The organism is Kutzneria sp. 744 (assembly GCF_000568255.1).
In the GTDB taxonomy this organism is placed as follows: Bacteria; Actinomycetota; Actinomycetes; order Mycobacteriales; family Pseudonocardiaceae; genus Kutzneria.
Map to the genome: position 1 here is coordinate 2,867,518 of NZ_KK037166.1, position 24,935 is coordinate 2,892,452.

A 24,935-nucleotide genomic window follows, 5' to 3' on the forward strand; every position below is an offset into this window, starting at 1 on the left:
GCGTGCCCCGGATCGCCGGTAGCACCGGCCAGCCACGGATGGTGGCCTCGGCGGCCAGTTCAGGATCGGACGGCCCGACCACAACCGGGTTCCCGACCGCTTGCAGCATCGGCAGATCGCTCACGTGGTCGCCGTACGCGAAACAGGCGTCGGCCGACACGGCCAGCCCGGCGAGGACTTCCGCCACGCCGCGGCCTTTGGCCGCCCCGACCATCTGCGTGGTCACCTCGCCGGTGAGCAGCCCGGCCGGGTCGGCCGCCAACTCGGTGCAGACCAAGCGGTGAACGCCGAGATCCTGGGCGATGGGGTCGAGGATGCACGGCATCGACGCCGACACCAGCACCACGGCGTCGCCCTCGGCCAGATGGTCTTCGAGCGCGGCGAGGCCGGCGGCCACGAAAGCCGTGCGGCCCTGCCGAAACGCGCCGTACCAGTTCCGGCCGGCCGCGGCCAGCCGCTCGGCCGGCGTGCCGGCATAGCGGCGGAAGTAGCGCCGGTTCAACGCCTCGCGGGAAGCGCCGGACTCCGCAAGGGCCCGGTGCTCCACGTCGACCGCCGAATCGTCGGCTCCCCCACGCCACCAGTGCCAGAACGCGTACAGCGTCGGGACGGCCACGAGCGTCTCGTCAACGTCGAAGAACGCGACCCGCCGGGCGTCGTCCGGCCATGACGGCCGGAACCTGCTGCTCATGACGTGACCTGGTGGAACGAGCCGCCGAAGAACACCAGCGCGTCCCGGCCCGCGCCCCGGTGCGAGCCGAGCACCCGGCCGAGGAATATCGAGTGATCACCCCCGTCGTGAGCCCGGACCAGCTCGCATTCCAGCCATGCCAACGATCCCGACAGCAGCGGCGCTCCCGTGTGGACACCCGGCGACCAGCTCACCCCGTCGAACTGGGCCGGCCCGCTCGGCCGGCCCTGGTCGGCGAAGTGCCGGGCCAACTGCTCCTGCCCGGCCCGGAGCACCGACACGGCGAATGCCCCCGCCGACACGATGGCCGCGTGCATCCGCGCCTTGCGGTTGACACAGCACAGCACGAGCGGTGGATCGAGCGACACGGAGCTGAACGCGTTGGCGGTCATGCCGCGGCACTCGTCGCCGGGCACGGTCAGCACGGTGATGCCGGTGGCGAACCGGGCCATCACCTCACGCAGCGACACCGCCGGCCGAGGATCGCTGTCGACGGCCGCCATCTCATCGTCCCCCGGCCAGAAACTCCGGCACCGGCCGGGGATCGGGCGTCGGCCGCCACTCGTCGCCGGTCCGCGTGTATGTCCACTTCGGACCGTCCAGCACGAGTTCACGCAGCGCCAGCACCAACCGGTCGACGTGCTCGGCCGTGGTGCCGAGCCCGACGCTCGCCCGCAGGGCCCGGTCGGACTGGCCGAATCCGACATTGTCCAGCACGGCGCGCACGGCCTGGTGCGCGCAGAACGCGCCGTCCCGGATCCCGATGCCGTGCTCGGCGGCGAGCGCGGTGGCGATCAGCTGCTGGTCGAACCCCGCGACGCCGAACGACACCACGCCCACCGTCGGATGATCGTCAGCCCACAGCCGGAGCCGGCGCACGCCGGGAATCATCGCGAGACCCTCGCACAGCCGGGCCGTGAGCGCCTGCTCGTGGTCGACGACCGCGGGCCAGCCGAGCCTCGTCACCGCGTCGCAGGCCACCGCCATCGCATACGCGCCAACGATGTTCGGCGAGCCGCCCTCGTGCCGGTGCGGCAACCCGGACCAGGTCACGGCCTCGGCGCCCGCCTGCTCGACCACCGACGCCGTCGCGCCGCCACCGGCCAGGTAGGGCTCGGCGTCGGACAACCAGTCGGTCTCGCCGACCAGCGCGCCCGAACCGAACGGCGCGTACATCTTATGGCCGGACAGGGCGATCCAGCACAGCCCCCAGCCGGCCAGGTCGATCGGGCGGTGCGCGGCCAGCTGCGCGGCGTCGAGCACGGTGCGCGCGCCGAACAGCCGGGACACCTCGGCCAGTTCCGCCACGGGCCACAGCTCGCCGGTCACGTTCGACGCCCCGGTGATCACCACCAGCTTCGGCCCGTTCGGGGCCTCGGCCAACGCCCGCGCCAGGATCCGGACGGAGTCCTCCGCGCTCGCCGGCACGCCGAGCCGGTGCAGCCGGGCCGTGCGCCAGGACAGCAACGCGGCGTGGTGGTCCGTGGCGAACCTGAACACCTGGGTGCCGGCGGGCAGGCTCCGGCCGAGCAGGTTCAGCGCGTCGGTGGTGTTGCGCGTGAACAACACGGCGGAATCCGGTTTGGCTCCAACGAATTCCCGCACCGTACTACGCGCCCGCTCGTACACCCGAGTGGACACCTGCGACGCGAAGCCCGCACCGCGATGAACGCTGCTGTACCAGGGCAGCAGCCGGTCGACCTCGGTTCGCACCGCCGCCAGGCACGGCGTGCTGGCCGCGTAGTCGAGATTGGCGTACGGCACGGACCCGCCGGTCACCAGCGGCACCCGCAGGTCCGCGTCCGCCAGCGTGGGCAGGCGATCCACGGCGAGGCTCATCGGGCCTCGTCCACGGGGTTGGCGCCGAGGTGCGGCGCGACGAAGTGGCTGGGCCGGCCGGCCCGCCAGACGATCGTGGCCTTGACCTTCTCCGCGTCCTGGCGCTTGATCAGCGACACCGACGTGCCGTCGTCGATCACGACGCCGTGCCACGGCGTCAGCCAGTTGTCCTGCGACCGCATCAGCTGGAGGCCGAACTTCTCCGAGTGCGCGGCCTGCGGGTGGATGGACAGGCGCATCGCGTCCGGGAACTTCTCCCCCACCACCCGGCTCCAGGCGTTGCTCCGGCGCACCGTCTGGTAGGCCAGTTCCTTGGAGTCGGTGCGCAGCTTGGTCCGGGAGACGGCGTCGCCGTGCACGCCCACCGCGTCCTCGAACATGAACCGGTGGATCCCGTTGAACAGCGAACGGGTGGCGTCGTCCTCGCGGATGCTCTCCTTGAGGTCCGCGAGCGGCACCGAGTAGTCCCGTTCCAGGATGTCCCGCAGCAGCGGGTAGTTCATGGTGCCGAAGGCGTCGTCGAGGCCGTAGACCTCCAGCGAGGCCAGGTTCTCGGCCTTGATGATGGCGGCCAGGCTCTCCCGGTAGGCGGTGACCGCCGCGTCGCTGACGCCGACCACGTCGCCGAAGACGTGCCCGTCCGAGCAGATCACGATCCGCGCGCCCGGGGCGTAGAAATGGCCGATGTAGTCGCACAGCGTCTGCAGAAAGGACAGCGCCAGCCGTTCGCCGAGATCGGGCAGCGCGCCCAGCACCTTGGTCCGGTTGGGCGACTTCGCCGGGAAGGCCGGAATGACGAAGCAGATGCCCTCGTCCTTGCGCACAAAGCTCTCGATCCGCGCCCGACGGGCCTCAAAACAGCCGATACACGCGCTGTCGTCGCCGTCCGGCGACCCCGCGCCGGTCACCCTCCGGTAACGGTACAATATTTCCAACACTCTTCGCGCGACGTCCGTACGAGGCAGTTCATCCGTTAATTTCCCGCTCAAAACGCCCCCCGTAGCTGGATTCATGCACAGTGAGCCCCAGTGCCGAAAACGCGGGCGAGACCGGATCCCCCGATCCGTCGAACCCACATCCACCTGGGCATGAAACGCTCTTACGACTATCTGTCGTTACAGTGCAACACTGCCAGAGGCCTGCCGCCACACGCAACCAGATATCGATTACCTTCTAGAGCATCAGCATAACTCGCCGGTTATTGATCCTAATCGGGCCCACGGCGCCGTTCAGCAGCGGATCGGCGCCAGCTCCGGCAATGGCGACGGCTTCTCCACGGCGCCCGCCGGCAGGCCCTGCCGGAGCAGCTGACGGCAGACCTGTTCCAGGGCCTTGATCTGCGGCCGGTCGCCGGCGCCCTCGGCCCACACCACGCCGAAGGTGCAGTCCTCCAGGTCGTCCACCGGCAGGTAGCGGATGTCGGGGCGGGGGTAGAGGCCGGCCGCCGCGGCCGGCACGAAGGCGATCGCCCCGCCGAAGGACGCTATCGACAGCATGGACTCGAACCGGGTGGCGTCGTGGCTGGTGTAGCGGACCGGCGAGCCGTCGGGGCGCGGGTCGACCGCCCAGAACGCCCGCCCCTCCTGGAACATCTTCGGCGCCACGCTGACCACCGGGTGCTCGGCCAGCTCGGCGAGCGTCACCGACGTGCGCAGCGCCAGCGGGTGCGAGCTGGACACGCACACCATGCGCGGCTCCGTGGTCAGCGCCATGCTGTGCAGGCCCTTGGGCACCGGCAGGTAGACGAAGGCGGCGTCGATCTTGCCGTTCTCCAGCGCGGTCGCCTGTTCGACGAAGTCCAGCACATGAATGTCCGGGCCCAGGCACGGATACAGCCCCGTGAAGGTGTCGAGCACGGTGCGGGTGGCGGTCAGCGCGGCGACGTTCTCGCAGATGCCCAGCCTGAGGCGGGTGTCGCCGACCGAGGAGCGGACCGCCGCGTCGCGCAGGTCGTCCACCGCGGTGACGACCTTCTCGACCAGCGGCAGCAGGGCCTGGCCGGCGGCGGTCAGCTCGACATGACGGCTGGTGCGGGTGAAGAACTGCACTCCCAGTCTTCGTTCCAGCGACCGGATCTGCTGACTCAGCGCGGGCTGGGTGAGGTAGAGCTTGGCGGCCGCGCGTTTGAAGTGGAGCTCCTCGGCCAGTGTGAGCAACAGCCTCAGCTGGTGCACCGACGGATCCTCGATGGCCATGCGTCCCCCCATGATCGATAAGCGAAGCTGATCGACACGGTGTCCATACTATGACAAAAAAAGTCGGGAACAGAGGCAGTACGGGCTTCTGCCGGAAAGGCGGTCCGTCCGGCCGAGGGGCGCGAGGCCCTCGTCGGGACCGGTCCCCGCGCCGCATTCGCCGAGGCTGTCGACCCGTCGGCCATGCCGCGATGACCCGCTCTTGACGTCCATGGTCACCTGGAGTGGACCGCGCAACGGTCACGTTTCGACGGCCGGGAACCGGGCCGCGATCACCCGGCCGGGCTACACCGGCGAACCGTCCTTTCCCGACAGTCACACACCGCGGGCGACCGGGTCCGCCGACGCCACGACCAGGGCCGATCCGCCGCCCGTGACCATCGATAAATTTTTCTCTATCGGTTGATATCGATAAACGAATTGTTCCGCCGTTGCCCGGTAACGCCCGCCCGTGAAAAGCTGATGGCAGGTTTCAGCCGTGGGCAATCTGCAGGGGGGCGCCGCAGCGGTCGAATCCGTGGGGGGGTTCGGCGTGTGTGGGATGTTGTCGCGTGTCGCCAGCCGATTCCATGACCGCGTGTCAGCCGAGTGGTTCCCGCGGCCATAAAATCTCAGGAAGGCGATACCATGGCGAATTCGGTTTCACCGTCGGCCACGAGCTACCCGTGCGGCTCCACCGAGCGCACCAAGCTGACGCACCATCCGCTGCGCCCGTTCGGCCGTGTGGTCGAGGCGGCCGGCGGCGGCGCCCGGATCGAGGACGTTCCCGTCCCGATGCTCGTGCGCTGGACGGAGGAGTCGCGGGTGCTGGTGCTGCGCGGCTTCGACCTGCTCGGCAGGCAGGCATTCGCCGACTACTGCCGGGGCTGGGGCGAGATCCTCAAGTGGGAGCCCGGCGAGGTGGTCGACCTGGTCGTCCAGGATGACCCCAAGAACTACCTGTTCGCCAGCGGTGACGTGCCGTTCCACTGGGACGGGGCCTTCGTCGAGGCCAACCCGCGCTACTTCTTCTTCCAGTGCCTGGACGCGACGCCGGGCGCGGGCGGGCAGACGGTCTTCTCCGACACCACGCGGGCCTACCGCGACGCCGACCAGGAGACCCGCGACCGCTGGAGCCGCGTCAGCATCACCTACTCGACGGACAAGGTCGTGCACTACGGGGGCGAGGTCACCGAGCGACTGGTCGCCCAGCACCCGGCCACCGGCCTGCCCGTGCTGCGCTTCGCCGAGCCGCTGGCCCCAGAGAAGTACAAGAACCCGGTCTTCGCGCAGGTGCACGGCGTCGACGAGTCCGAAGTGGACGGATTCCTCGGCTCGCTGTCCGAGCTGGTGCACCGCCCCGAGTACTGCTACGACCACGACTGGCGGGCCGGCGACATCGTGATCGCCGACAACTTCTCGCTCATCCACGGCCGCAACGCGTTCACCGGTCCGACCAAGCGCCATCTGCAGCGCGTCGAGGTCATCTGAGACCGATGAGCAGCCACCGGAAACCGGACAGGAGCGGGTTGTGAGAGTAGGACTGGCCTGGGACGCCGTCGGCCCGGTCGAGGGCGGCCGCGGCCTGCTCGACCTGGCCCGCTCGGCCGGCATGGACACGTTCCTCGTGTTCGACCACCTGATCAACGTTTTTCCGCGCCAGGCCTGGGACAGCGACTTCAGCTACCTGGCCGCGGCGCTGCCGTCGCCCGACCTGTCGCTCGAATTCGCCACGGTGCTCGGAAACTTCGCCTCGCACGCCGGCCCGGTGCGGCTCGCGGTCGGCGTCACCGATCCGCACCGCCGGCACCCCGCGGTGCTGGCCCAGACCGCGCTGACGCTGGCCCAGCTCACCGAGCGCCCGCCGATCATCGGCATCGGCGCCGGCGCGCAGGAAAACCTTCAGCCCTACGGCATCCGGGCCGACCATCAGGTGGACCGGGTCGAAGAGGCGCTGCGCATCCTGCGAATGTTCTTCGACACCAAGGGACCGCACGACTTCGCGGGCGAGTTCTTCACCCTGGACCAGGCGATCATGGACCTGCGCCGGGCCGACGGCGGCGTCCCCGAGCTCTGGGTCGGCGGCAGCGGTCCGCGCATGACCGCGCTGGCCGGCCGTCACGGCGACGGCTGGCTCCCTTCGGACCTGATGTCGCCGGCCGAATACGCCCGCCGATGGGCCGTCGTGCGGGAGGCGGCCGTCGCCGCCGACCGCGACCCGGACCGGATCGTGGCCTCGGGCGGGGTGCCGATCGTGGTGGCCGAGACCGATGACGCGGCGTGGGAACTGGCCCAGGCCAGGGCGATCCGTTACCTGGCCCTGCATCTCGGCGCCGCCCAGTGGCGTGCCCACGGCGTCGCCCACCCGTTCGGCGAGGACTACCGGGGGCTGTCGCACCTGCTGCCGCACCGATTGACCCGTACGGAGGTCGAGCAGGCCCTGGCCGTCGTGCCGGACGAGCTGGTGGCCGAGGTGGCGATCGTGGGCAGCCGGCGCACCGTGCTCGACCGGATCGGAGAGCTCGCCGAGGCCGGCCTGCAACTGCCCATGCTGATCCCGGTGTCGGCCCTGGCCTCCCCGGAGGCGGCCGGGCACACCGTGGAGAGCCTGGTCTGGCTGGCCGGCGAGCTGGGGTCGGACCGGTTCGCCGGGCGGGTGACGGCATGACCGACATCGGCGTCATCGGCGCCGGGATCTCCGGTCTGCAGCTGGCTTTGCGCCTCCAGCAGCTCGGCGTGCCGGTCACGCTGTACTCCACCCAGACCCCCGACGAGCTCGCCGCGATGCGGCCGAGGAACTTCCCGGCCCGCTTCGGCCCCACGCAGCAGCGCGAGGAGTCGCTCGACGTGCACGCGTGGCACTTCGACGAAGCCCGGGTGCACAGCTGGTCGATCACCATGCACGGCGACGACCGCGATCTCGAGTTCTCCGCGGCGCTGACCCCGCCGTCAAGCGTCGTCGACTTCCGGGTCTATCTGCCGCACCTGTTCACCGAATTCGTGCGCCGCGGCGGAAACGCCGTGATCGACGCCGTCACGCCGCACCAGGTGGCCGCCCGGCACGACCTGGTGGTCGTGGCCAACGGCGACCGGTCCGTGCGGGAGCTGTTCCCGGTGGACCAGGCCCGGTCTCCGCACTCGACGCCGCAACGGATCCTGTGCAGCGGCTTCTACCACGGCATCGACGAGGACGTCCCGCACGCGCTGGACATCCACTTCGTGCCCGGGATCGGGGAGATCCTGCGGATACCGTTCCTGTCTCGCCTCGGTCCGGCCCACGTGCTGGCGTTCGAGGCGGTGCCGGGCAGTCCGCTGGAGCGGCCGGCCCACCTGGACGCCGACGCCGATCCAGCCGGCTTCCTGCGCGAGATGCTGACCCTGTTGGCGCAGCACGCGCCGAGCCTGCGCGAACGCGTCGACATCACGCGCTTCGGGCTGCTCGCGCCGGGCGAACTGGCCCAGGGTGGCATCACACCGTTGGTGCGCAAGGGATGGGCGCCGCTGGCCGACGGCGTCTGCGCCCTGGCCATCGGCGACGCCTGGATCACCAACGACCCGCTCACCGCCCAGGGCGCGAACCTCGGCTCGCACACGGCTTTCGCCTTGGCCGATCTCATCGCCGCGGCCGCCGGGCCGCTGGACGCGCGGTTCTGCCGCGACGCGTCCGACCGGCTGTGGGATCACGCACGCCACGTCGTCGAGTGGAGCAACGCCTTCCTGGCGCCGCCTCCGCCGCACGTCACAGAGCTGTTCGGCCGGGCCGCGGAGGACAAGCGCGTCGCCGACGCCTTCGTCAGCGGCTTCCACGACCCGGTCGCGCAGTGGGCCGTGCTGTCCAGTCCCGACGGCGCAGCGTCCTTCGTGGAGCGTTGCGTCGCCGGTGGCTGATCGTGAACAACCGATTCGATGCGAGGAGAAAATGCCCCTCAGTGTCCTGTCCCTCATGGTGTGCGTGTTCGGCATCACCACGGGCGAGTTCGTGCCGGCCGGCATCCTGCCGGACATCGCGGGCGACCTCCAGGTGTCCATCCCGGCGGCCGGCCTGCTGGTCACGGCCTACGCCGTCGGGATGATCGTCGGCGGACCGCTGGTGACGGCCTTCGTGGCCCGGCTGCCGCGCAAGCCGCTGATCCTGATCCTGCTGGTCGTCGCGATCGCCGGCAACGTGGCCTCCGCGGTCGCCCCGGCCTACGGCGTGCTGTTCGCGGCGCGCGTCGTCACGGCCATGGTGACCTCGACGTTCTTCGCCAACGCGATCGTCATCGCGACGCACTCCGTGCCGCCGGAGAAACAGGCTTCGACCGTGGCGAGACTGATCCTCGGCATGAACCTGGCGATGATCGTGGGCGCCCCGCTCGGCACCTTCGTCGGCCACAGCTTCGGGTGGCGCGCGACGTTCGTGGCCATCGCCGCCACCGCCGCGCTCGGCCTGCTGCTGGTGGCCCGGTTCGTGCCGGCGGTCCCCAACGACGCCACCTCGTCGGCGTTCGGCGAGCTGAAGATCTTCCGTTCCTCCGCCGTGCAGCTGGCCATCCTGGTCACCGCCGTCGGCAGCGCGGGCCAGCTCATCGTGTTCACCTACTTCGCGCCGCTGCTGACCGACCTCGCCGGCTTCGCCGCCAGCGCGGTGCCGATCCTGCTGCTGGTCTACGGCGTCGGCGCGACCGTGGGCAACCTGGCCGGCGGCTGGCTGTCGGATCGCGGGCTGATGCCGTCGCTGGTGGGCCTGCTGACCGCGACAACCGTGGCCCTGCTGGGCATGTGGGTGCTCAGCTCCAGCGTGGTCGGCACGGCGATCATGGTCTTCCTGATCGGCGCGCTCGGCTTCTCCATCGTGCCCGGCATGCAGGCCAACGTGTTGAAGTCGGCCATGCGGGCGCCGACGCTGGCCCTGGCCGTGAACTCGTCGGCCTACCAGCTCGCGGCGGCCTTCGCGGCCTGGCTCGGCGGCGTGATCATCGCCGGCGGCCTCGGCCTGCGCGGCGTCTACGTGGTGGCCGCCGCCGTCACCTTCGTCGGGATTCTGGTGACCCTGTTCGCCTGGTACCGGAGCCGCCGGGTCTCGGCGGCCCCGGAGGTCTCGATGGCGTGACGGGCCGCCCGGTCCTCATCTGGTCAAGGAGCACACCATGTCTCGTGAATCCGTGCTGGCCACCGCGGCATGGGCGTCGGCCCACCTCGGCGAGCCCGCGGTGGTGTTCGTGGAAATCGGGAACAGCGTGGCCGACTACCGAGCCGGTCACCTGCCCGGCGCCGTCTGGATCGGCTGGGACGAGTTCCAGGACGACGTGCGGCTGGGCGCGCTGGACCGCGACGCGTTCGAGAAGCTGTTGAGCGCCAAGGGAATCGGCAACGACGACACCGTCGTGTTCTACTCGGCCAGTATGAACCTGCTGGCCGCGCCGGCACTGTGGTACTTCCGTCTGTACGGCCACAAGGCGGCGAAACTGCTCGACGGCGGCAAGGAGAAGTGGCAGCGCGACGGCCATCCGCTCACCGCCGAGGCGACGGTCCGCCACGCCACCAGCTACCACGCCGAGGAGCTGGACGGCTCGATCCGGGCCACCCGGGACGACGTGCTCGCCGCGATCGGCGTGCAGAACCTGGTCGACGTGCGGACCCCGGACGAGTACGCGGGCCGGATCTTCGCCCCGGGCTTTGCCGGCGAGGCGTTCACGCCGGGCAACAGCCCGCACGACGTGGCGCAGCGTGCGGGCCACGTGCCCGGCGCGGTCAACCTGGAGTGGGACAAGGCGCTCGACCAGGACGGCACCTTCAGGTCCGAGGCGGAACTGGCCGGGTTCTACGAGGGGCTGGACCCGGCCCGGGGATCCATCACCTACTGCTGGGTCGGCGCGCGCTCGGCGCACACCTGGTTCGTGCTGAGCGAGCTGCTCGGCCGGCCGGACGTGAAGAACTACGACGGGTCCTGGGGCGAGTACGGCTCGCTGATCGGGGTGCCCGTCGAACGCGGCGACGGCTGAGGCGTCACCGATCCCGATCCGAGGAGGTTCAACGATGGGCTCCGACTTGCTCACCGCCATCGCGGCTCTGCGGCCGTTGCTGGCCGGCGCCGCCGGCCAGGCCGACAGCGACCGCCGGATGGCCGACGAGACGGTGGCGGCGATGCAGGCCGCGGGCGTGTTTCGCGCCGCCGTGCCCAAGCGGTACGGCGGCGGCGAGGCGTCGCTGCGCACGCACCTGGACGTGGCCGCCGCGGTGGCCGCGATCGACGGCAGCGCGGGCTGGCTGACCGGGCTGTGGAACGGCAACAACTGGTGCGTGGCCCTGTTTCCCGAGCAGGCGCAGGACGATGTGTGGGGCGCCTCGCCCGATACCCTGGTCAGCGGCGCACTCAAGCCCAGCGGCCCGGTCAGCCGGGAAGAGGGCGGCTACCGGCTCAGCGGCTCCTGGAGCTACGCCTCCGGCATCTGGCACGCGTCGTGGGCCATCGCGGCCGCCGTCCTCGACGACGGTCCGGCGGCGTTCTTGGTGCCACGTGAGGACTTCACCGTCGTCGACGAGTGGCACATGGCCGGGATGCGGTCCACCGGCAGCAATCGCTTCGTGGTCGAGAGCGCCTTCGTGCCCGACCACCGGGTGCTGCGGCTGGGTCCCCTGGTCGGCGGCGCGAATGTCACGCCGGACGTCGCCCCCGCCTACCGGACCGCCATCGTGCCGACAATGGTGCTGATGGTCGCCGGCCCGCAACTCGGGCTGGGTCGGGCCGCCCTGGCCGAGGTCATCGCGGCCGCCGGGCAGAAGGGCATCGCCTTCACCAGCTTCGGCCGGCAGGCCGACTCCGTCGGCTTCCAGCTCCAGCTGGCCGAGGCCGCCACCGCCCTGGACACGGCCGAGTTACACGCCTACCGCGCCGCCGACGCGTTGGACCGGCACGCCGCCGAGGCCGTCTATCCCGAGGAACTGCTCCGCGCCCGCTACCGCGCCGACGCCGCCGTGGCGGCGCGCAGCATCAACCGGGCGTTGGAAACCCTTGTCACCGCTCATGGTTCGAGCGGCTTCGCCGACGCCAGCCCCGTGCAGCGAATCTGGCGCGACGCCAGCGTCGCCGCCCGCCACGGCATGCTCATCCCCCAGGTCAACCTGGAGATCTACGGTGCGGCGCTGGTCGGCGCGGAGAACACCGTCAGCCCGTTCGCGTGACTCGAAACGGAGAGAACCGCTCGTGACGAAGACTCTCGGACTGATCGGCAGCGGCATGATCGGCGGCGTGCTGGCCCGCTTGGCCGTGGACGCCGGCCTGGACGTCGCCCTGAGCAACTCCCGCGGCCCCGCGACCCTCGGCGAGCTCGTCGCCGACCTCGGGCCTCGGGCCCGGGCGGTCACCCCCGCCGAGGCCGCCGCGGCTGGTGACCTCGTGGTGGCGACCGTCCCCCTGCACGCCTACGACCGCCTGCCGGCCGACGTGCTGGCCGGCCGGACCGTGATCGACACCATGAACTACTACCCCGAGCGGGACGGCCACATCGCGCGCCTCGACCAGGGCGAGCTGACCTCCAGCGAACTGGTGCAGCGGCACCTGGCCGGTTCCCGGGTGGTCAAGGCGGCCAACAACATGTTCTTCCTCAGCCTGCTCACCGCCGGCCGTCCCGCCGGCTCCCTCGACCGCAGCGCCCTGCCCGTCGCCGGCGACGACGACGCCGCCAAGGCCGAAGTCGCCGCACTGCTCGACATCCTCGGCTACGACAGCGTGGACACCGGCTCTCTGGCCGACAGCTGGCGCAGCGAACCCGGCACGCCCGTGTACGTCATGCCGTACTTCCCGGCCGTGCCGCCCTGGGGTTCGAGCCCCGACAAGCTGCACCGCTGGTTCGTCGAAACCGAGGGCGCCCCGGTCACCGCCGGCCGGGTGCGGTCCCTGATCGACCGCGCCGTCCGGATTCCCATCGCGGACCGGCTCCCCACCTGATCGATATCGTCCTGGTGAGAGGCCTGTCCGCGGACAGGCCTCTCATCAACTCGACAGCCGCAGCCGCAGACCGGGCTGCTCGATCACGGCGATCGGCACGTCGTGGAAGGTCGCGACGCCGTAGCTGGACACCGTGACCGCTGCTGTGCGGTCACCGGTCTCGTCCGCCAGGCACATCCGCAACCGGGTCGTCGGCGTCCACCGCGGGCCCCGATTGAGCAGCAGGGTCACCGTTGCCGTCTTGGCCTCGTCGTCGACGTCCCGCTCGACCTCGACGTCCGGCAGGTAGCCGGCTTCCGCCAGTTCGGGGATGTGGATGTCGAGGGTCTCCAGGGCCCGTCCCTGCCGGCGCAGTAGCACCGGCTCGCTGTCGCGGGGCAGGGCCAGCCAGTTGGCCGCAACGATCGCGTTGAACGCGCTCCAGGTGCGGTCCTCGTCGTGCGCCGGGTCGACCGGCGCGTCGGTCTCGTCGTCGGTGGTGTGCCCGAGCGCTCCGGGCACGCGCTGCCGCGCCGCCGATGCTTCGTCCTCGTCGACCACATCGGTGTCGGCGTCCGGCTCGATCTCCGGGTCCTGGTCATCGAGGGCCGCTTCGAAAGCATCCAGCAGCGACATCAGTCTCGGTCCGATGTCCCGCTCGTCGTCGTGGTTGTGAGTCATCCCAATTCCCCTTTATAGGGTTCAAGTAGCTTGCGGAGCTGCCGGCGGGCCTCGCGGAGTCGATCCTTCACGGCGTCCACGCTGATGCCCAGGGCCGCCGCGGCGTCGCCCTGCGACATCCGCTGGAAGCCTCCGCCCTCCCAGTCGATCAGCAGTTGCGCGACTTCCCGCACCGCCGGCGTCAGGCTGTCCAGCGCCGTGGCGATGTCCTGGCGGATGAGCGAGGCGGTGGCCAGCTCGTGCACCGTCGGACTGGCCGCCGGGCCGTCGTGGTGGTCCATGTCGGACAACGTCTCCCGACGTGTCTGCGCCCGTCGACGGTCGCTGTAGAACCCGTTGGACAGCGCCGTGCGCATGTACGCGATCGGGTCCGCGATGTGGTCGGGGATGCCCTGCGTGGTGAATCGCGCCAGGATGTCCTGCACCAGGTCCTCGGCATCCCCGGAATTCTTGGTGAGCCGCTTGGCCTGCGCCAGCAACTTCGCGCGCAGGTCCGCAAGGCTGCATCCGGTCCGGAGTTCGATGGCCTGACCGGCCGGGTCCTCGGCGAGCGCACTCATCTTCGCTCGCCCTTCGACTCGGGTCTGTCCATGAGGGCTCTCCTTCGCTTCTGTCACCTGTATGACGTGTCGTGGCGGCGGCAGGTGGGATGGGGCGGGGAACTAATTCCGTCACCGTTTCGACCGGCTCTGTGACCGGCGGAATTGCCGCCGGGCGGGTCGCGGCGTGGCCGGTGACGTACTGGCCGACACCGCATCGCCCACGTAGACGTACGGCGCCCACGAGCTGACATGGGCACCCTCATCGATGGCCGCGCCGACCGTCCGCAGATAGGCCCGGAACGTGTCCGCGGTGGTGAACTCCAGGTAGAAGCTGGTCGCGAACCGGTGCGCGGCCGCGGGCAGGATGTCTCCGAGGGCGGTGACCGAGCCGCGGGCCCCGCGCACCCGCAGTGCGAGCGGGAATCCGTGCAGATCCCCGGCCTGGAGGTGGACGTTGCCCAGGCCGCAGGCGTTGAGGAAGGCGAACACCGGGCGGCAGCCGCCGTGCATCACCTCACGGGCCGTGATCTGCACCGAGGCCGACAGCTGCAACAGCGAATTCGACGCCTGCGGCCATGGTTCCAGCTTGCCGTGGGCGGCGATGTGCACGATCTTCCGTCGCCGGTCGACGTCGAGCAGCGCCTGGCGGCCGGACACGGCGTTGCGCACCTTGTCCGTGGCGTAGCCGAAGTCCTGCAGCACCTGGGATACGGCCCGAGCCTCTTCCGGCGCGTTGATCTCAGGGTCCCAGCCGCCGATGATCACCGTCCGCGCTGCGTCGCCCCGGAGATCGGGGCCGCCCGGCCCGCGGTCGTTCCACAACGTCGGCGCGTACCGGACTCCGAGCCACTCGACAAGATGGCCGCGCGGACCTCGGGCCGCGTGCAGCGGCAGGGACGCCAGCTCGCCAGTGGTCAGGAAAACGACTTCTCGTGCGCCTTCCAACACCGGCAGCAGCGGTGCGATCACCTCATCGTGGAGCGTGGCCAAATTCGGCGCGGCCCGAACGCCGCCGTGCGCCGGGGCGCAGCCACGGGACGGCCGCAGCTCCTGCCAGATCCGCACAGCGAGGCTCTTGACGTCACCGCCGCTGAGATTGAGTGCGACGCTGGTGTGTCGCTGGGCGCCGTCCGGTTCGGCACGCAAGACCACGGCCCACAGATTGCCGCCGTTGATGAACTGGACGAAGGCGGTGTCCGGCGTGGCGACGATGCTCGGCAGTTCGCCGGTGACCTGCGTCGACGTCCGCTGATCGGCGAGCATGCGCCGTTCCATGTGCGCGTACAGCGCCGTGCGGGAGGCGTCGTCCTTGGTGGCCAGGGCCTCGTGCAGTGCGTCGTAGTCGTCGATCAGCGACGCGTCCTCGGTCATCGCGTGTGACAGCCAGCCGGCCGTCACCTGCGTGAGCACGAACGCCTCCGCGGCATACCCGGTGGCGGCGAGCCAGGTGGCGACCGGACCGAGCGTCTTGGTGCCGGCGTGGATCAGCTCGATCAGCTCGATGCCGCCGACCGCGGCGTTGAGCTGGGACAGAAACGACTCGCACAGCTCACGCACCGCGGCGCCGACGGCGGCCCTGTCACCGATCTCGTGCAGCGTCTCGACACAACAACAACGGGCCGCACGCAACTCATGCATCCATCAAAACGCTGGCCCGCGCCGCGGCCACCGACGCGAGGGCGCAGGCCAGGCGGTCGGGCGCCGGCAGTGCGCTCAGCTGGGCCAGGTTCAGCAGGATCTGGGGCCGGTGCTCCGGGCTGAACCTCGCCGCGAGCCGGTCGGCGAGGAGCAGACAGGCGACGCGGAACTCGTCCAGCGCGGTCCATTCCGGGCACGTAGTCGGCACTGTCGGCTGGTCGACATCGGGCGACGAGTACTGATCCAGCTCCGCGCACCAGATCCGCACGGCGTCCAGCACCGCCTTGGCCGTCTCGCCGCCCGTGGCCCAGTCGGACTCGCTGATGAAAGCGAGTCCACGCAAGGAAACCGCGGCGGCGATCACGTTCTCGGCCTTGATCGCCGAGCGCAGGCTGCGAATGGCCGTCCGGGTGCGTTCCACGTGGCCGTCCGCCGGGCCGGGATCGGGCCGCTCCAACAAGGCTGTGTCGATCGACGGTTGGGCCGTCGGCGGCGTGGTCTCGGCCACGACGGCCGGGGACTCGTCGTCGGCCGGCGTGTCGGCGACGCCGAGCACCTCGGCGACCCGATGCGTCTGCCACGTCCAGTAGAACGCGAGGAAGTCGGAGTCATTGCGCCACAGGCTGCGGCGCACCCGATTGGCCAGCGTGCCGAACCTCTTGTTGATGCCCCGCCGGAGGTGGATCTTCTCGCCGGCCATCGCGCCGCCGTGGATCTCCCGCGCGATGCTCTCCGTAATCCGCAGCAGCTCGCGGAGATCTCCGACGGTGTTCGCGACTTCGAAGGACAGCTCGATGCTCTGCCGTCCCCGCGGCGTGTGCGCCCGCAGCGCCGTGACGCAGCGGTCCACAGTCTGCGACCTGGTGAGCAGGCGCGCGGCGTTGATGAGGATCTGCAACAACCGTCGGAATGTCGCGTGCGCCCCGGGCGGGAGCACGGAGAAGCACCGGTCGAGCGAGTCGAGCGCGTCGTCTGGATCGCTCGTGCCGGCGATCCAGGCGATCGCCCGGAACACCATCTCGTGTTGCTTGGCCGCAGCGGTCAGCCAGCCGACGCCGGACATCTTGTGCCGGGCCCGCCACAGTTCAGCGGCGCCGACGGCGAGCCGGATGTGCAGCGTGACGAGATTGTCCGGCGGGTGCGGCAGCCGCTCGATCCACGCCGTCGCCGCGTCCGCCTCGGCAAGCGCCTGATCGGCTTCGGCGTCCCCCCATGCCCCCTTGCCCTTCGTTGTGGACATGATGCTCATGCGCAGGACCGAACTCTCGGCGGCGACCCGCGCGAGCTGCGATCCTTCCTGCGGCTGGGCCCGCACTACTTCGGACACCTCGTCGACCAGGGCCATCGCCGCCGCCGTGGCGTAGTCGCGCCAGTGCAGGTTCGCGGTCTTGACCAGCAGGCGCGGCCATCCGATGTCCTCGGGGTCGGCCGATCGTCGGCCGCGCAGCTCGCGGATCAGGCCGTCGTACAGGCCGAGCCGCGCCGGCGCCGGCCAGGTCACGGTGGTCATGGCCAGTTTGTTGACGTGCCGGCCGCGGTCCCGGGCCGGTGTCGTCAGGAGAATGTCGGCCAGCCGCCCGCACGTGCGGTCGAGTGACAGGGGATCGTCCACCACCTCCAGGTGCGCGAAAGCGGTGGCGTCCTCGAGTGGCTGCTCGTTCGTCGCGGACAAGAGGCGACTCCGTCGGTGTCAGCGGGTGGTGGGGACGGTGCGCTGAGCACATCGCGTGAGCCGGACGTTGCGCTACGGGTGGGCGAAATCCCACTTCGCACCGGTCCACGGCGTCTTCCTTGCACCACACCGGAATCGCACGGACCCCCGCCGCGCGCGCCGGTCGACACCCCGGAGAGGAGGTGTAGTGATGGGTCGCCGCAGGAAGTCCGGTCGCAAGACCAGCCCGGCCCCGCATGGGTGGTCGGCCGCACTGACGCTGATCATCGTGATGCTGGCCGAGCTGCACAGGCTGATCAACCAGGTGTCCTGATACTCCGGGCCGCTCGCCGGGTGCCACCGGCGGGCGGTCTTCTCATGACAGGCGGCTTCGAGGTTACGACCCCGACCCCGAAAGCACAACGGAAAGGACCCCGGTCACCCGTACAGAGGTAACACAAGGCGGTCGCACAGCGAATCGGCCATGCGCACAGCGCGAAGCGGGGCGGTGCGTGCCGCCTGCCGGCCGCGACGTGCTCGGGCCGGACTCCGCGCGACGCTGGCAGCTGGGCGAAACCGGGGCGCCGCTCGGGGACGCGGCGACGGCGGTGGTGCTGTCCACGACGAAGGGATCCCTGTCCGTACGGTCGATCGCCACCCGGTCGTGCACCGACCAGGAGCAGGCGTCCCCCACGCGCAACCCGGCGCTGCGCGGGGCGAAAGCCGGTGACACCGGGGCTTTCTCGGGCAGCTGGTGTTTCGGTCGCGCCCCCGTGTGCGCGAAGCGGTGCAGGATGCCTACCGCGACGTGGGCCTGGAGAAACGCGATCCCCGACTGGCCACAGTGCTGCTCCCCAGGGTCGATCCGGTGTTGACCCGGACGTTGACCGATGGCGTGCCGGCGCTGGATCCCGCACCGAACTGGTGCACCTGACCGCCGAGACCGGCCACCTGTTCGCCGGTGACCTGGGCGGGAATCTGTCCCACCTCAAGGACTTCACCCACCCGGCGCCGGGTGGTCACGCGCTCCTGATCAACATCGGCGGGCGGCTTCACCGTCACCGCAATGGCGGTGCGAGCGGAGGACCGCTGACATGCCGAGGACTGTGACGGAACTGCTCGCGGACCTGCGGGTCAGCGACCGCCGGGTGGTTCTTCTGACCAGGGCGAACTGCCGCACCGGGACCTGCCGGCCCGGGCCCTCGCGGTGGCGGCGCTGCTCCGCCGGGCCGGGGTCGGCCCCGGTGACGTGTTGGGATCCCGGTGCCGACCAGCCGCAATGGCTGCCGGCGTTCTTCGGCATCGCGGTCAGCGGTGCGGCGGCCAGCGCCCCGCCCATGCCGCCGGTCGTGCTGGACGCCGCCGCGGCCGTCGGGCAGCTGCGCCCGATCGTGGAAGCCGGGCGCATCCGGCACATCGTGGCCGCGGGCGTCGCACGGGCGTTGGCCGAGCAGCTACCGGGCCTGGTCGTGGTGGGCGTCTTGGAGCCGCAGTCCACATCAGACACAGCGACCCTGGGACTCCGGGCCCGTTGACGTTCCTGTGCAACCCGACCCGCGCATTCGGCGTAGGGACGGCATGGGGAAGCAGGTTGTCTTGGTGGCCGGCAAGGTCGCGGCCACGGTCGTCTCGGTGGCGGTGCTGGCCACGACCGGTCTGGCCTGGGGGACGTATCGCCAGCTCCAGGGCCTCGGCTCGTCCTCGGCGATCGACGCCGGCGGGCCGAAGTCGAAGGACGGGGCGCAGAACATCCTGGTGATGGGGCTCACAACCCGGTTGGACCTGAACGGCAATCCGCTGCCCAAACCGGTGCAGGACGCCCTGCACGCCGGTGACGGCAGCCGTGGCGGCTACAACACCAACACGATGATTGTCATCCACGTGCCCAACGACGGCAGCCGGGCCATGGCCGTGTCGGTGCCCCGCGACGACGAGGTGACCTTCGTCGACACCCCGCTGGGCCAGCGCACCGGCAAGCTCAAGGAGGCCTACGGGCTGGCCAAGGAGCAGCGCCAGGAGCAGGTGTACGCCACGGGCGAGCGTGATCAGGCCACATTGGAGCAGCAGGGCCGGGAGGCCGGCCGCCACTCGACCATCGTCAACGTGCAGAATCTGCTGAACATCACCATCGACCACTTCGCCGAGATCAGCCTGGCCGGCTTCTACGACCTGGCCTCCCAGCTCGGCGGCATCGACGTCTGCCTCAAGCACGCCACCTCCGACACCAACGCCGGGGCCGACTTCAAGGCCGGGCAGCAACATCTCGACGGCGCGCAGGCGCTGGCCTTCGTGCGGCAGCGGGACAACCTGCCCAACAACGACCTGGACCGCACCCACCGGCAGCAGGCCTTCCTGGCCGCCGTGACCACCAAGCTCAAGGGCCAGGGCGTGTTCGGCAGCCTCGGCAAGATGCAGGACCTGCTCACCGTCGCGTCCAAGGACGTCGTCATGGACAAGGACTGGGACCTGCTTTCCTTCGCCCAGCAGGCATCCGCCCTCACCTCGGGGAACATCGAGTTCCACACGCTGCCGATCAAGAGCTACAGCAAGGACTCCGACGGCTCCGACATCAACGTCATCGATGTGCCGTACGCACAGGCCGTGGTGCATACCCTCTTCAACCCGCCGGCCAGCACCCCCGCGCCGACGACGACCACCGCCTCACCGCCGCCGCCGGCCATCAAGGGCGGTGGTTCCACTGTGGACGTTCGCAACGCCGGCGCGCCCGACGGCATGGCCCGCAAGCTGTCCACGGCCCTCACCGCCGTCGGCTTCACCCAGGGTGAGGCCACCACCATCGGCGACCAGCCGACCACGCACATCTACTACGGCAGCGGCGCCAAGGACGACGCCACCAAGCTGGCCGCGCTGTTCGGCAATGCCGCCGTCACGGCCAGCAGCGCCGCCTCGGCCCACCATGTCGCCGTCTATCTCGGCAAGGACTTCACGTGGCCGGCCGCACTGGCCGGTGGCGCGGCGGCGCCGTCGACCCCGACCTCGGTGGCCATCCCGACCGAAGGCCCGCAGGGCGGCGCCGTCGCCGGCGGCGGAATACCCTGCGTGGACTGACTTCCGGCCCGGCGGATTCCGTGCGCCACGGCCATTCAGACCGGCTGGGGGATCGCGACCGGGGACTCGCGCTTGCGCCGAACCGTGTGGCGGAGGATGAAGTACTCGGCGACGAGGACGTTGCCCAGCAGGGACAGCCACGCACTAGAGGTGTACACGTCCCGGAACGTCAGCGACGGGATGACGTTCATCAGCGCCACGCCGAGCATCAGGTACAGGCGCAGGGTCACGGCGGCGAAGGTCAGCGTGTAGTTGCGGATCATCCAGATCCGGTGCGAGCGGACGTCGCCACGGCGAATGGTGCGGTAGCCCTGGAAGGCGGAATAGAGCCAGGCGACGATCAGAACGGAGAAGGCGACCTGGAGCGGGAAACCGCTGGGCGTCACGACCGTGGCGTACGAGGCGGCCGCGGCGGCGAGGATGACCGACACCAGGTAGACCCGTCCGAGAACGCGATGTAAGCGGGGGAAACGCGTGCGCAGCTTGGGCACGAACTGCCACGGGCCGACGATGAGCGTGAGGCCGGCCGGGACGGCGTGCACGACCAGGCTGGCGTAGTAGCCGACGATTCTCATGTCGATCGGAATGGTCGAGCTGCCGACCAGGTAGGGCGGCACGAAATAGGCGGCGATGGCCAGCGCCAGCACGGTGAGCAGGCTCCACAGGGACCACCACCAGCGACGGCGGACGGTCGGCGACATGGCGGCAGTGGACATGCGAATACCCCGATTACCCGATCGGCGAAGCGCCCGGAAACCGGCCCGAGCGGCGATTACGGTCGTAAGGTTACGGCTGTAACCTTACGACGCGCAAGGACCTACTACGGGTAAGTTTCCGGGTGTAAGCTCACGGGATGGCAGAAGAGGCGACCGTCCGGTCCCGCAACCGACGAGGCGAGGGCGCACGCCTGCGCGACGAGATCGTCGAGGCGGCGGTGGAGCTGCTCGACGAGACGGGCGTCGAAAGCGCCATCACGCTGCGTTCGGTGGCCCGCCGGATCGGGATCGCGGCGCCGTCGATCTACCGCCACTTCCCCGACCAGCCGACGATCATGCTGGCCGTGGTCCGGCGGGCGTTCGCCGAGCTGGAGGGCTATCTACGCGAAGCCGTCGACGCGGCCGGCGACGACCCACGGCAACGGCTTCTCGCCTGCTGCACCAGCTACCTTCGCTACGCGGAGGAACATCCCCAGCGGTACCGCACCATGTTCGCCGGCGTGTGGATGCCGGCGCTGGACACCACCACGGTGACAGCGGAGGAGGTCGCGGCGCTGGGCGACGCCTGCCTCCAGGTGCTGACCGAGACCCTGGCCGAGTGCGTCGACTCCGGCCAGGCCACCAGCACCGACCTGTGGGCCGACACCGTCGCGTTGTGGATGGGCCTGCACGGCCTGGCCCACCAGCGGTCGGTGACCGTCACCTTTCCGTGGCCGCCGGACATCGCCGACCGCATCATCACCGGGCTGGCCCACCTCAGGAACTGAGCTATTTCTTCACCGGATCGGCGCCGGCCCGCTTGACGAGGCCGTCCCCTTCGGCGACGGAGTTCCACAGGCCGCGATCGACGCGGACCTTCTTGGTCTCACCGGTGTCGAGCTGCACCGTCAGATAGCGGTAGAGGTTCGAGCCGTCGGTCATACCGCGCGACTTGTCGAGGACTACGCCTTCCCATGCCTCGTCCGGGCCGGGCCGTCGTGATGTGAACATGACACAAGTCTGCGGGTCCGGGCCGTTCCCACAACTCGACCGGAAAGACAGACCTCCATCAACCGACCGGTTGATGCCGGCCTCAGCCGGCATGCGTTATCGCGATACCCGGGCCATCGCGGCGACGATGACGGCCGCGATCAGCCAGCCCCCGAGAACGTCGGTGAGGTAGTGCACGCCGAGGGCCAGGCGGGTGAAGCCGGTGATCACCGGCACCGCGACCGCCACCACCGTCCCGACCCGACGGGCCCGCTCGGACAGGGCCGGCCAGGCCACGATGAGCAGCACCGCGCAGGCCATGGCCGAGGTCAGCGCGTGCCCGGAGGGGAACGACGCACCGACCGCGTGCGAGACCGGGTCCGTCCAGTGTGGACGATCCCGACCGATCAACACCTTCATGCCCGTTTCCACCAGGCCGGCCAACACCGTCGTGACCAGCACCCAGGATCCGGCCCGGGCCTGCCGCCGCCGCAGCAGCCAGGCGGCGACGGCGATGAGGATCACGCGCAACGTCAAGGGCTGGAACACATCGGTCCACACCTGCAAGACGGTGACGAACCAGGGATGGCCCAGCGCAAAGGCGTGCAGGCCGTCGGCGACGACGTGGTCGACCGCCAGCGCCGGCCCGAACGACGTGACCACCGCAAGCGTGACAACAACGGCGGCCATGGCCAGCAGGACCAATAACGTCACAGTCCAGCAACCTACTACCGATCGGTCGGACGCACCGCGCGGTAGTAGGCGATGTTGCCCAGCACGGGGTGCCGCCGCGTGGCCGTCCGCTCGCAGTCCAGGCCGGCCGCACCCAGCAGCTGGGCGAGGTCGTCGTCGAGGTGCGCGGCCTTCGCCATGCGCTGAGCCAGGAATCCGTGGATCCCATGCGCGTGGCCGGTGAAGTCGACGAGGTGCAGGCGGCCGCCGGGCCGCAGCACCCGTGCCACCTCCGCCGCCGTCGCCACCTTCGTGTCGTGGTCGAGGTGGTGGAACATCAGCGCCGACAGCACCCGGTCGAAGCTGCCGTCGGCATACGGCAGCTGCTGCCCGTACCCCTGCTCGAACCGGATTCCGTTGAGGTTACGGGCTTTTCGCCGAGCCCGGGCCAGGGCCAGCGGGTCCGGATCGGAGCCGACGAGCTCCACGTCGGGATGGGTTCTCTTGGCCCGGACGGTGACGTTTCCGGTGCCGCATCCGATCTCCAGCACCCGTTGCCCGGCGGCCAGCTCGGCCTGGTCGATCAGGGCGCCGTGCACCTTGGCCGCGCCCAACGCAGCCGTGAACGCGTCGTAGAAGGGCAGGAAGGCGTCGCGGCCGGCAGCCGGCCGGTAGTCACGGCTGGTAGGACGATGTTGGGTCATACGTCCATGGTGCTGCCCTTGAAGGCTCTGGCACATGGTCGATTGTTGGCGAAAGTAGGACTATCTTCGGGTCATGACCGAGGCGGCCAGGGCAGTCAGTCTCCGGGCCGGGGTGCCGGTCTACCGCTACCGGATCACGCCGGGCGGGCCGCCGGTGTCGGTGCTGCGGCTGGACGCGCACCACCAGCCCGGCGAGGTGCACCGGCACATCCACGATTTCCCGGTGCTGGTGTACGTCGAACGGGCCGGGCGCCTGGAGACAGGCGTCCCGCCGGTCCAAGCCCGGGACGGAGACGCCTATGTGCTGGCGGCCGGCGCGGTGATCGATCCGGCCCAGGTGGCCGGGGTGGGCTCGGCGTTCGCCGTGTTCTTCGATTCCGCCGCGCTGGTCGGCGACGGGCAGGCGTCGTGGCAGTCCCATCCCCTGCTTTTCCCTTTCCTGCATGGGATTCGCGGCGGCCTCCTGCGCCTGCACGTGCCGCCGGAGCGTCAGCCGGCGTGGTCGGGCGCCATCGCCGCCATCGAGCGGGAGCTGGCCGACCGCGGCGCCGGCTACCGCCAGGCCGCGCTGGCCCATCTGACCCTGCTGCTGGTGAATGTGGCCCGGCTCGCCACCGATGTGGTCGGCGATCTCCGCCGCAGCAACGAAACCCTGCTGGCCGAGGTGTTCGACGTCATCCAGCGGCGCTTCGCCGAGCCGCTGTCGCTGCGGGACGTGGCCGCGAGCGTCGGCGTCACCCCGGGCTACCTGACCACGGTCGTCCGTCGTCGCACCGGCCGCACCGTGGTGGACTGGATCACCGAGCACCGCATGGTCCGGGCCCGCCGCCTGCTGTCCGAGACCGACCGCCCGGTGCAGGAGATCGCCCGCCAGGTCGGCCTCCCCGATCCGGCGTACTTCACGCGGGTGTTCCGGGCCAACAACGGTGTCACGCCAAGGGAATGGCGGAGGGAGGCGTGAGCGGCAAACCGTCGCGGAAGAAGCCGCCGGTGGGGCCGCCGGGCGGCAACGTCGCGGCCCACACCACGCCACGGGCGCTGTCGGCGGGGGAACGGTCGTCGGCGTCGTCGCCGCGTTCGGGGTGGGTGGCGGTGGCGCCGGGGTCGACGGAGTTGACCAGGATGGGCGTGTCGGCCAGCGCCCGGGCCAACACCTCGGTGAGGACGTTGAGCGTGTGCTTGGCGAAGGAATGAGCCGGTGCCCTCAGGCTGGCGCCCAGGTCGAGACCGGTGGCGATCTGCGACGCGGACACGCTGGAGACGTTGACGACGCGGGCAGCCGAAGCCTTTTTCAGCATGGGCAACAGGGTCTGGACCAGCTGCCACGGACCGAGCACGTCGATGTCCAGGGCCGAGCGGACGGCGGAGATGTCGGCGTCCAGGGCGGACAACACGGCGAAGTCGACGACGTCGCTGGCGTTGTTGACCAGCACGTCGAGGTGGCCGAAGGTCCGGGTCACGTGATCGGCGACCGAGGCCATGGTGCCGGGCTGAGCGAGGTCGAGTCGTAGCGCGGTGGCGTTGCCCAAGGTGGCGGCGAGGGGTTCGACGCGGGCGAGGTCGCGGGCGGTGAGGATGACGTGGTAGCCGAGCTCGGACAGCTGCGTGGCGACGGCGAAGCCGAGGCCTTCACCGCGGCCGGCGCCGGTGATCAGGGCGGTTTTCATGGCGGACTCTTTC

Annotated in this window: 27 protein-coding genes; 12 read left to right on the plus strand and 15 right to left on the minus strand. The window is 70.4% G+C overall.

Annotated elements, in window-relative coordinates:
• The 5 genes from KUTG_RS12640 to KUTG_RS12660 form a co-directional block, all read right to left on the minus strand.
• Nucleotides 1-691: HAD family hydrolase (locus KUTG_RS12640; protein ID WP_052394394.1), on the minus strand; the 691-nt coding region annotated here is incomplete at its 3' end.
• The gene (locus KUTG_RS12645; RefSeq protein WP_043716960.1) at nucleotides 688-1,194 is read right to left on the minus strand and encodes a flavin reductase family protein; all 507 of its coding nucleotides are present in this window, start codon (nucleotides 1,192-1,194) and stop codon (nucleotides 688-690) included. The genes KUTG_RS12645 and KUTG_RS12640, both read right to left, overlap by 4 nt.
• A gap of 1 nt (nucleotide 1,195) precedes the next feature.
• Nucleotides 1,196-2,530, minus strand: a complete 1,335-nt coding sequence (locus KUTG_RS12650) for an aminotransferase class V-fold PLP-dependent enzyme (protein ID WP_043716961.1) — start codon at nucleotides 2,528-2,530, stop codon at nucleotides 1,196-1,198.
• The gene (locus tag KUTG_RS12655) at nucleotides 2,527-3,354 is read right to left on the minus strand and encodes an isocyanide synthase family protein (protein WP_198047132.1); all 828 of its coding nucleotides are present in this window, start codon (nucleotides 3,352-3,354) and stop codon (nucleotides 2,527-2,529) included. Before KUTG_RS12655 ends, KUTG_RS12650 begins: the two co-directional genes overlap by 4 nt.
• Nucleotides 3,355-3,759: 405 nt before the next feature.
• Complete coding sequence (locus KUTG_RS12660; protein WP_043716965.1) at nucleotides 3,760-4,737, minus strand: LysR family transcriptional regulator; 978 nt, start codon at nucleotides 4,735-4,737, stop codon at nucleotides 3,760-3,762.
• Between the two features lie 615 nt (nucleotides 4,738-5,352).
• Between KUTG_RS12660 and KUTG_RS12665 the strand changes: the two genes are divergently transcribed.
• From KUTG_RS12665 to KUTG_RS12695, 7 genes are read left to right on the plus strand one after another with little or no spacing between them, the layout of a single operon-like run.
• Nucleotides 5,353-6,195 carry a TauD/TfdA dioxygenase family protein gene (locus tag KUTG_RS12665; RefSeq protein WP_052394396.1) on the plus strand — a complete coding sequence of 281 codons (843 nt, stop codon included), beginning with the start codon at nucleotides 5,353-5,355 and terminating at the stop codon, nucleotides 6,193-6,195.
• Between the two features lie 40 nt (nucleotides 6,196-6,235).
• The gene (locus KUTG_RS12670; protein WP_043716967.1) at nucleotides 6,236-7,372 is read left to right on the plus strand and encodes an LLM class flavin-dependent oxidoreductase; all 1,137 of its coding nucleotides are present in this window, start codon (nucleotides 6,236-6,238) and stop codon (nucleotides 7,370-7,372) included.
• A complete protein-coding gene (locus KUTG_RS12675; RefSeq protein ID WP_043716969.1) occupies nucleotides 7,369-8,592 on the plus strand; it encodes a styrene monooxygenase/indole monooxygenase family protein in 1,224 nt (407 codons plus the stop codon). The genes KUTG_RS12670 and KUTG_RS12675 overlap by 4 nt, the downstream gene beginning before the upstream one ends.
• Nucleotides 8,593-8,623: 31 nt before the next feature.
• Nucleotides 8,624-9,796 (plus strand): MFS transporter, encoded by a 1,173-nt coding sequence (locus tag KUTG_RS12680; RefSeq protein WP_043716971.1) that lies wholly within the window; start codon nucleotides 8,624-8,626, stop codon nucleotides 9,794-9,796.
• A gap of 37 nt (nucleotides 9,797-9,833) precedes the next feature.
• Nucleotides 9,834-10,688, plus strand: coding sequence for a sulfurtransferase (locus tag KUTG_RS12685; RefSeq protein WP_043716973.1), 855 nt, complete (start codon nucleotides 9,834-9,836; stop codon nucleotides 10,686-10,688).
• Between the two features lie 34 nt (nucleotides 10,689-10,722).
• Nucleotides 10,723-11,868, plus strand: coding sequence for an acyl-CoA dehydrogenase family protein (locus tag KUTG_RS63465; RefSeq protein WP_052394397.1), 1,146 nt, complete (start codon nucleotides 10,723-10,725; stop codon nucleotides 11,866-11,868).
• Between the two features lie 22 nt (nucleotides 11,869-11,890).
• Nucleotides 11,891-12,634: an NADPH-dependent F420 reductase gene (locus tag KUTG_RS12695; protein ID WP_043716977.1), complete on the plus strand. Its 744-nt coding sequence runs from the start codon at nucleotides 11,891-11,893 to the stop codon at nucleotides 12,632-12,634.
• Nucleotides 12,635-12,679: 45 nt separating this feature from the next.
• Here the strand turns inward: KUTG_RS12695 and KUTG_RS12700 are convergent, their stop codons facing one another.
• From KUTG_RS12700 to KUTG_RS12715, 4 genes are all read right to left on the minus strand, one after another.
• On the minus strand, nucleotides 12,680-13,294 hold the full coding sequence (locus tag KUTG_RS12700) for a hypothetical protein (protein ID WP_043716979.1): 615 nt from the start codon (nucleotides 13,292-13,294) through the stop codon (nucleotides 12,680-12,682).
• Nucleotides 13,291-13,854 (minus strand): RNA polymerase sigma factor, encoded by a 564-nt coding sequence (locus KUTG_RS12705; protein WP_043716980.1) that lies wholly within the window; start codon nucleotides 13,852-13,854, stop codon nucleotides 13,291-13,293. Before KUTG_RS12705 ends, KUTG_RS12700 begins: the two co-directional genes overlap by 4 nt.
• A gap of 111 nt (nucleotides 13,855-13,965) precedes the next feature.
• Nucleotides 13,966-15,474, minus strand: coding sequence for a CHAT domain-containing protein (locus tag KUTG_RS12710; RefSeq protein WP_084579261.1), 1,509 nt, complete (start codon nucleotides 15,472-15,474; stop codon nucleotides 13,966-13,968).
• Complete coding sequence (locus KUTG_RS12715; RefSeq protein WP_043716983.1) at nucleotides 15,467-17,146, minus strand: hypothetical protein; 1,680 nt, start codon at nucleotides 17,144-17,146, stop codon at nucleotides 15,467-15,469. Before KUTG_RS12715 ends, KUTG_RS12710 begins: the two co-directional genes overlap by 8 nt.
• A gap of 190 nt (nucleotides 17,147-17,336) precedes the next feature.
• On the opposite strand from KUTG_RS12715, the gene KUTG_RS65185 reads away from it, so the two are divergent.
• On the plus strand, nucleotides 17,337-17,459 hold the full coding sequence (locus KUTG_RS65185; protein WP_255360870.1) for a hypothetical protein: 123 nt from the start codon (nucleotides 17,337-17,339) through the stop codon (nucleotides 17,457-17,459).
• A gap of 464 nt (nucleotides 17,460-17,923) precedes the next feature.
• Here the strand turns inward: KUTG_RS65185 and KUTG_RS58395 are convergent, their stop codons facing one another.
• Complete coding sequence (locus KUTG_RS58395; protein WP_157494510.1) at nucleotides 17,924-18,187, minus strand: hypothetical protein; 264 nt, start codon at nucleotides 18,185-18,187, stop codon at nucleotides 17,924-17,926.
• Between the two features lie 32 nt (nucleotides 18,188-18,219).
• On the opposite strand from KUTG_RS58395, the gene KUTG_RS12725 reads away from it, so the two are divergent.
• Complete coding sequence (locus KUTG_RS12725) at nucleotides 18,220-18,660, plus strand: hypothetical protein (RefSeq protein ID WP_157494511.1); 441 nt, start codon at nucleotides 18,220-18,222, stop codon at nucleotides 18,658-18,660.
• A 43-nt stretch (nucleotides 18,661-18,703) separates the two neighbouring features.
• On the plus strand, nucleotides 18,704-20,194 hold the full coding sequence (locus KUTG_RS12730) for an LCP family protein (RefSeq protein ID WP_043716987.1): 1,491 nt from the start codon (nucleotides 18,704-18,706) through the stop codon (nucleotides 20,192-20,194).
• 35 nt (nucleotides 20,195-20,229) lie between these two features.
• Here the strand turns inward: KUTG_RS12730 and KUTG_RS12735 are convergent, their stop codons facing one another.
• A complete protein-coding gene (locus tag KUTG_RS12735; RefSeq protein ID WP_043716989.1) occupies nucleotides 20,230-20,910 on the minus strand; it encodes a DUF2306 domain-containing protein in 681 nt (226 codons plus the stop codon).
• A 137-nt stretch (nucleotides 20,911-21,047) separates the two neighbouring features.
• Here KUTG_RS12735 and KUTG_RS12740 point away from each other — a divergent pair, with 137 nt between their 5' ends.
• Nucleotides 21,048-21,677 carry a TetR/AcrR family transcriptional regulator gene (locus KUTG_RS12740; RefSeq protein ID WP_043716991.1) on the plus strand — a complete coding sequence of 210 codons (630 nt, stop codon included), beginning with the start codon at nucleotides 21,048-21,050 and terminating at the stop codon, nucleotides 21,675-21,677.
• A gap of 1 nt (nucleotide 21,678) precedes the next feature.
• Here KUTG_RS12740 and KUTG_RS12745 read toward each other — a convergent pair whose 3' ends face one another.
• The 3 genes from KUTG_RS12745 to KUTG_RS12755 all read right to left on the minus strand — a co-directional run bounded on the left by KUTG_RS12745 (nucleotide 21,679) and on the right by KUTG_RS12755 (nucleotide 23,255).
• Complete coding sequence (locus KUTG_RS12745) at nucleotides 21,679-21,900, minus strand: DUF7489 domain-containing protein (RefSeq protein WP_043716993.1); 222 nt, start codon at nucleotides 21,898-21,900, stop codon at nucleotides 21,679-21,681.
• Between the two features lie 96 nt (nucleotides 21,901-21,996).
• Nucleotides 21,997-22,593 carry a phosphatase PAP2 family protein gene (locus KUTG_RS12750; RefSeq protein ID WP_157494512.1) on the minus strand — a complete coding sequence of 199 codons (597 nt, stop codon included), beginning with the start codon at nucleotides 22,591-22,593 and terminating at the stop codon, nucleotides 21,997-21,999.
• 14 nt (nucleotides 22,594-22,607) lie between these two features.
• Nucleotides 22,608-23,255 (minus strand): class I SAM-dependent methyltransferase, encoded by a 648-nt coding sequence (locus tag KUTG_RS12755; protein WP_043716997.1) that lies wholly within the window; start codon nucleotides 23,253-23,255, stop codon nucleotides 22,608-22,610.
• Nucleotides 23,256-23,328: 73 nt separating this feature from the next.
• Here KUTG_RS12755 and KUTG_RS63470 point away from each other — a divergent pair, with 73 nt between their 5' ends.
• Entirely contained in the window at nucleotides 23,329-24,216 is an 888-nt protein-coding gene (locus tag KUTG_RS63470; RefSeq protein ID WP_043716998.1) for a helix-turn-helix transcriptional regulator, read from the plus strand.
• On the opposite strand, the gene KUTG_RS12765 is transcribed toward KUTG_RS63470, so the two are convergent.
• The gene (locus KUTG_RS12765) at nucleotides 24,185-24,922 is read right to left on the minus strand and encodes an SDR family NAD(P)-dependent oxidoreductase (protein WP_157494513.1); all 738 of its coding nucleotides are present in this window, start codon (nucleotides 24,920-24,922) and stop codon (nucleotides 24,185-24,187) included. The two genes, KUTG_RS63470 and KUTG_RS12765, sit on opposite strands and share 32 nt — an antisense overlap.
• Nucleotides 24,923-24,935: the final 13 nt, after the last annotated feature.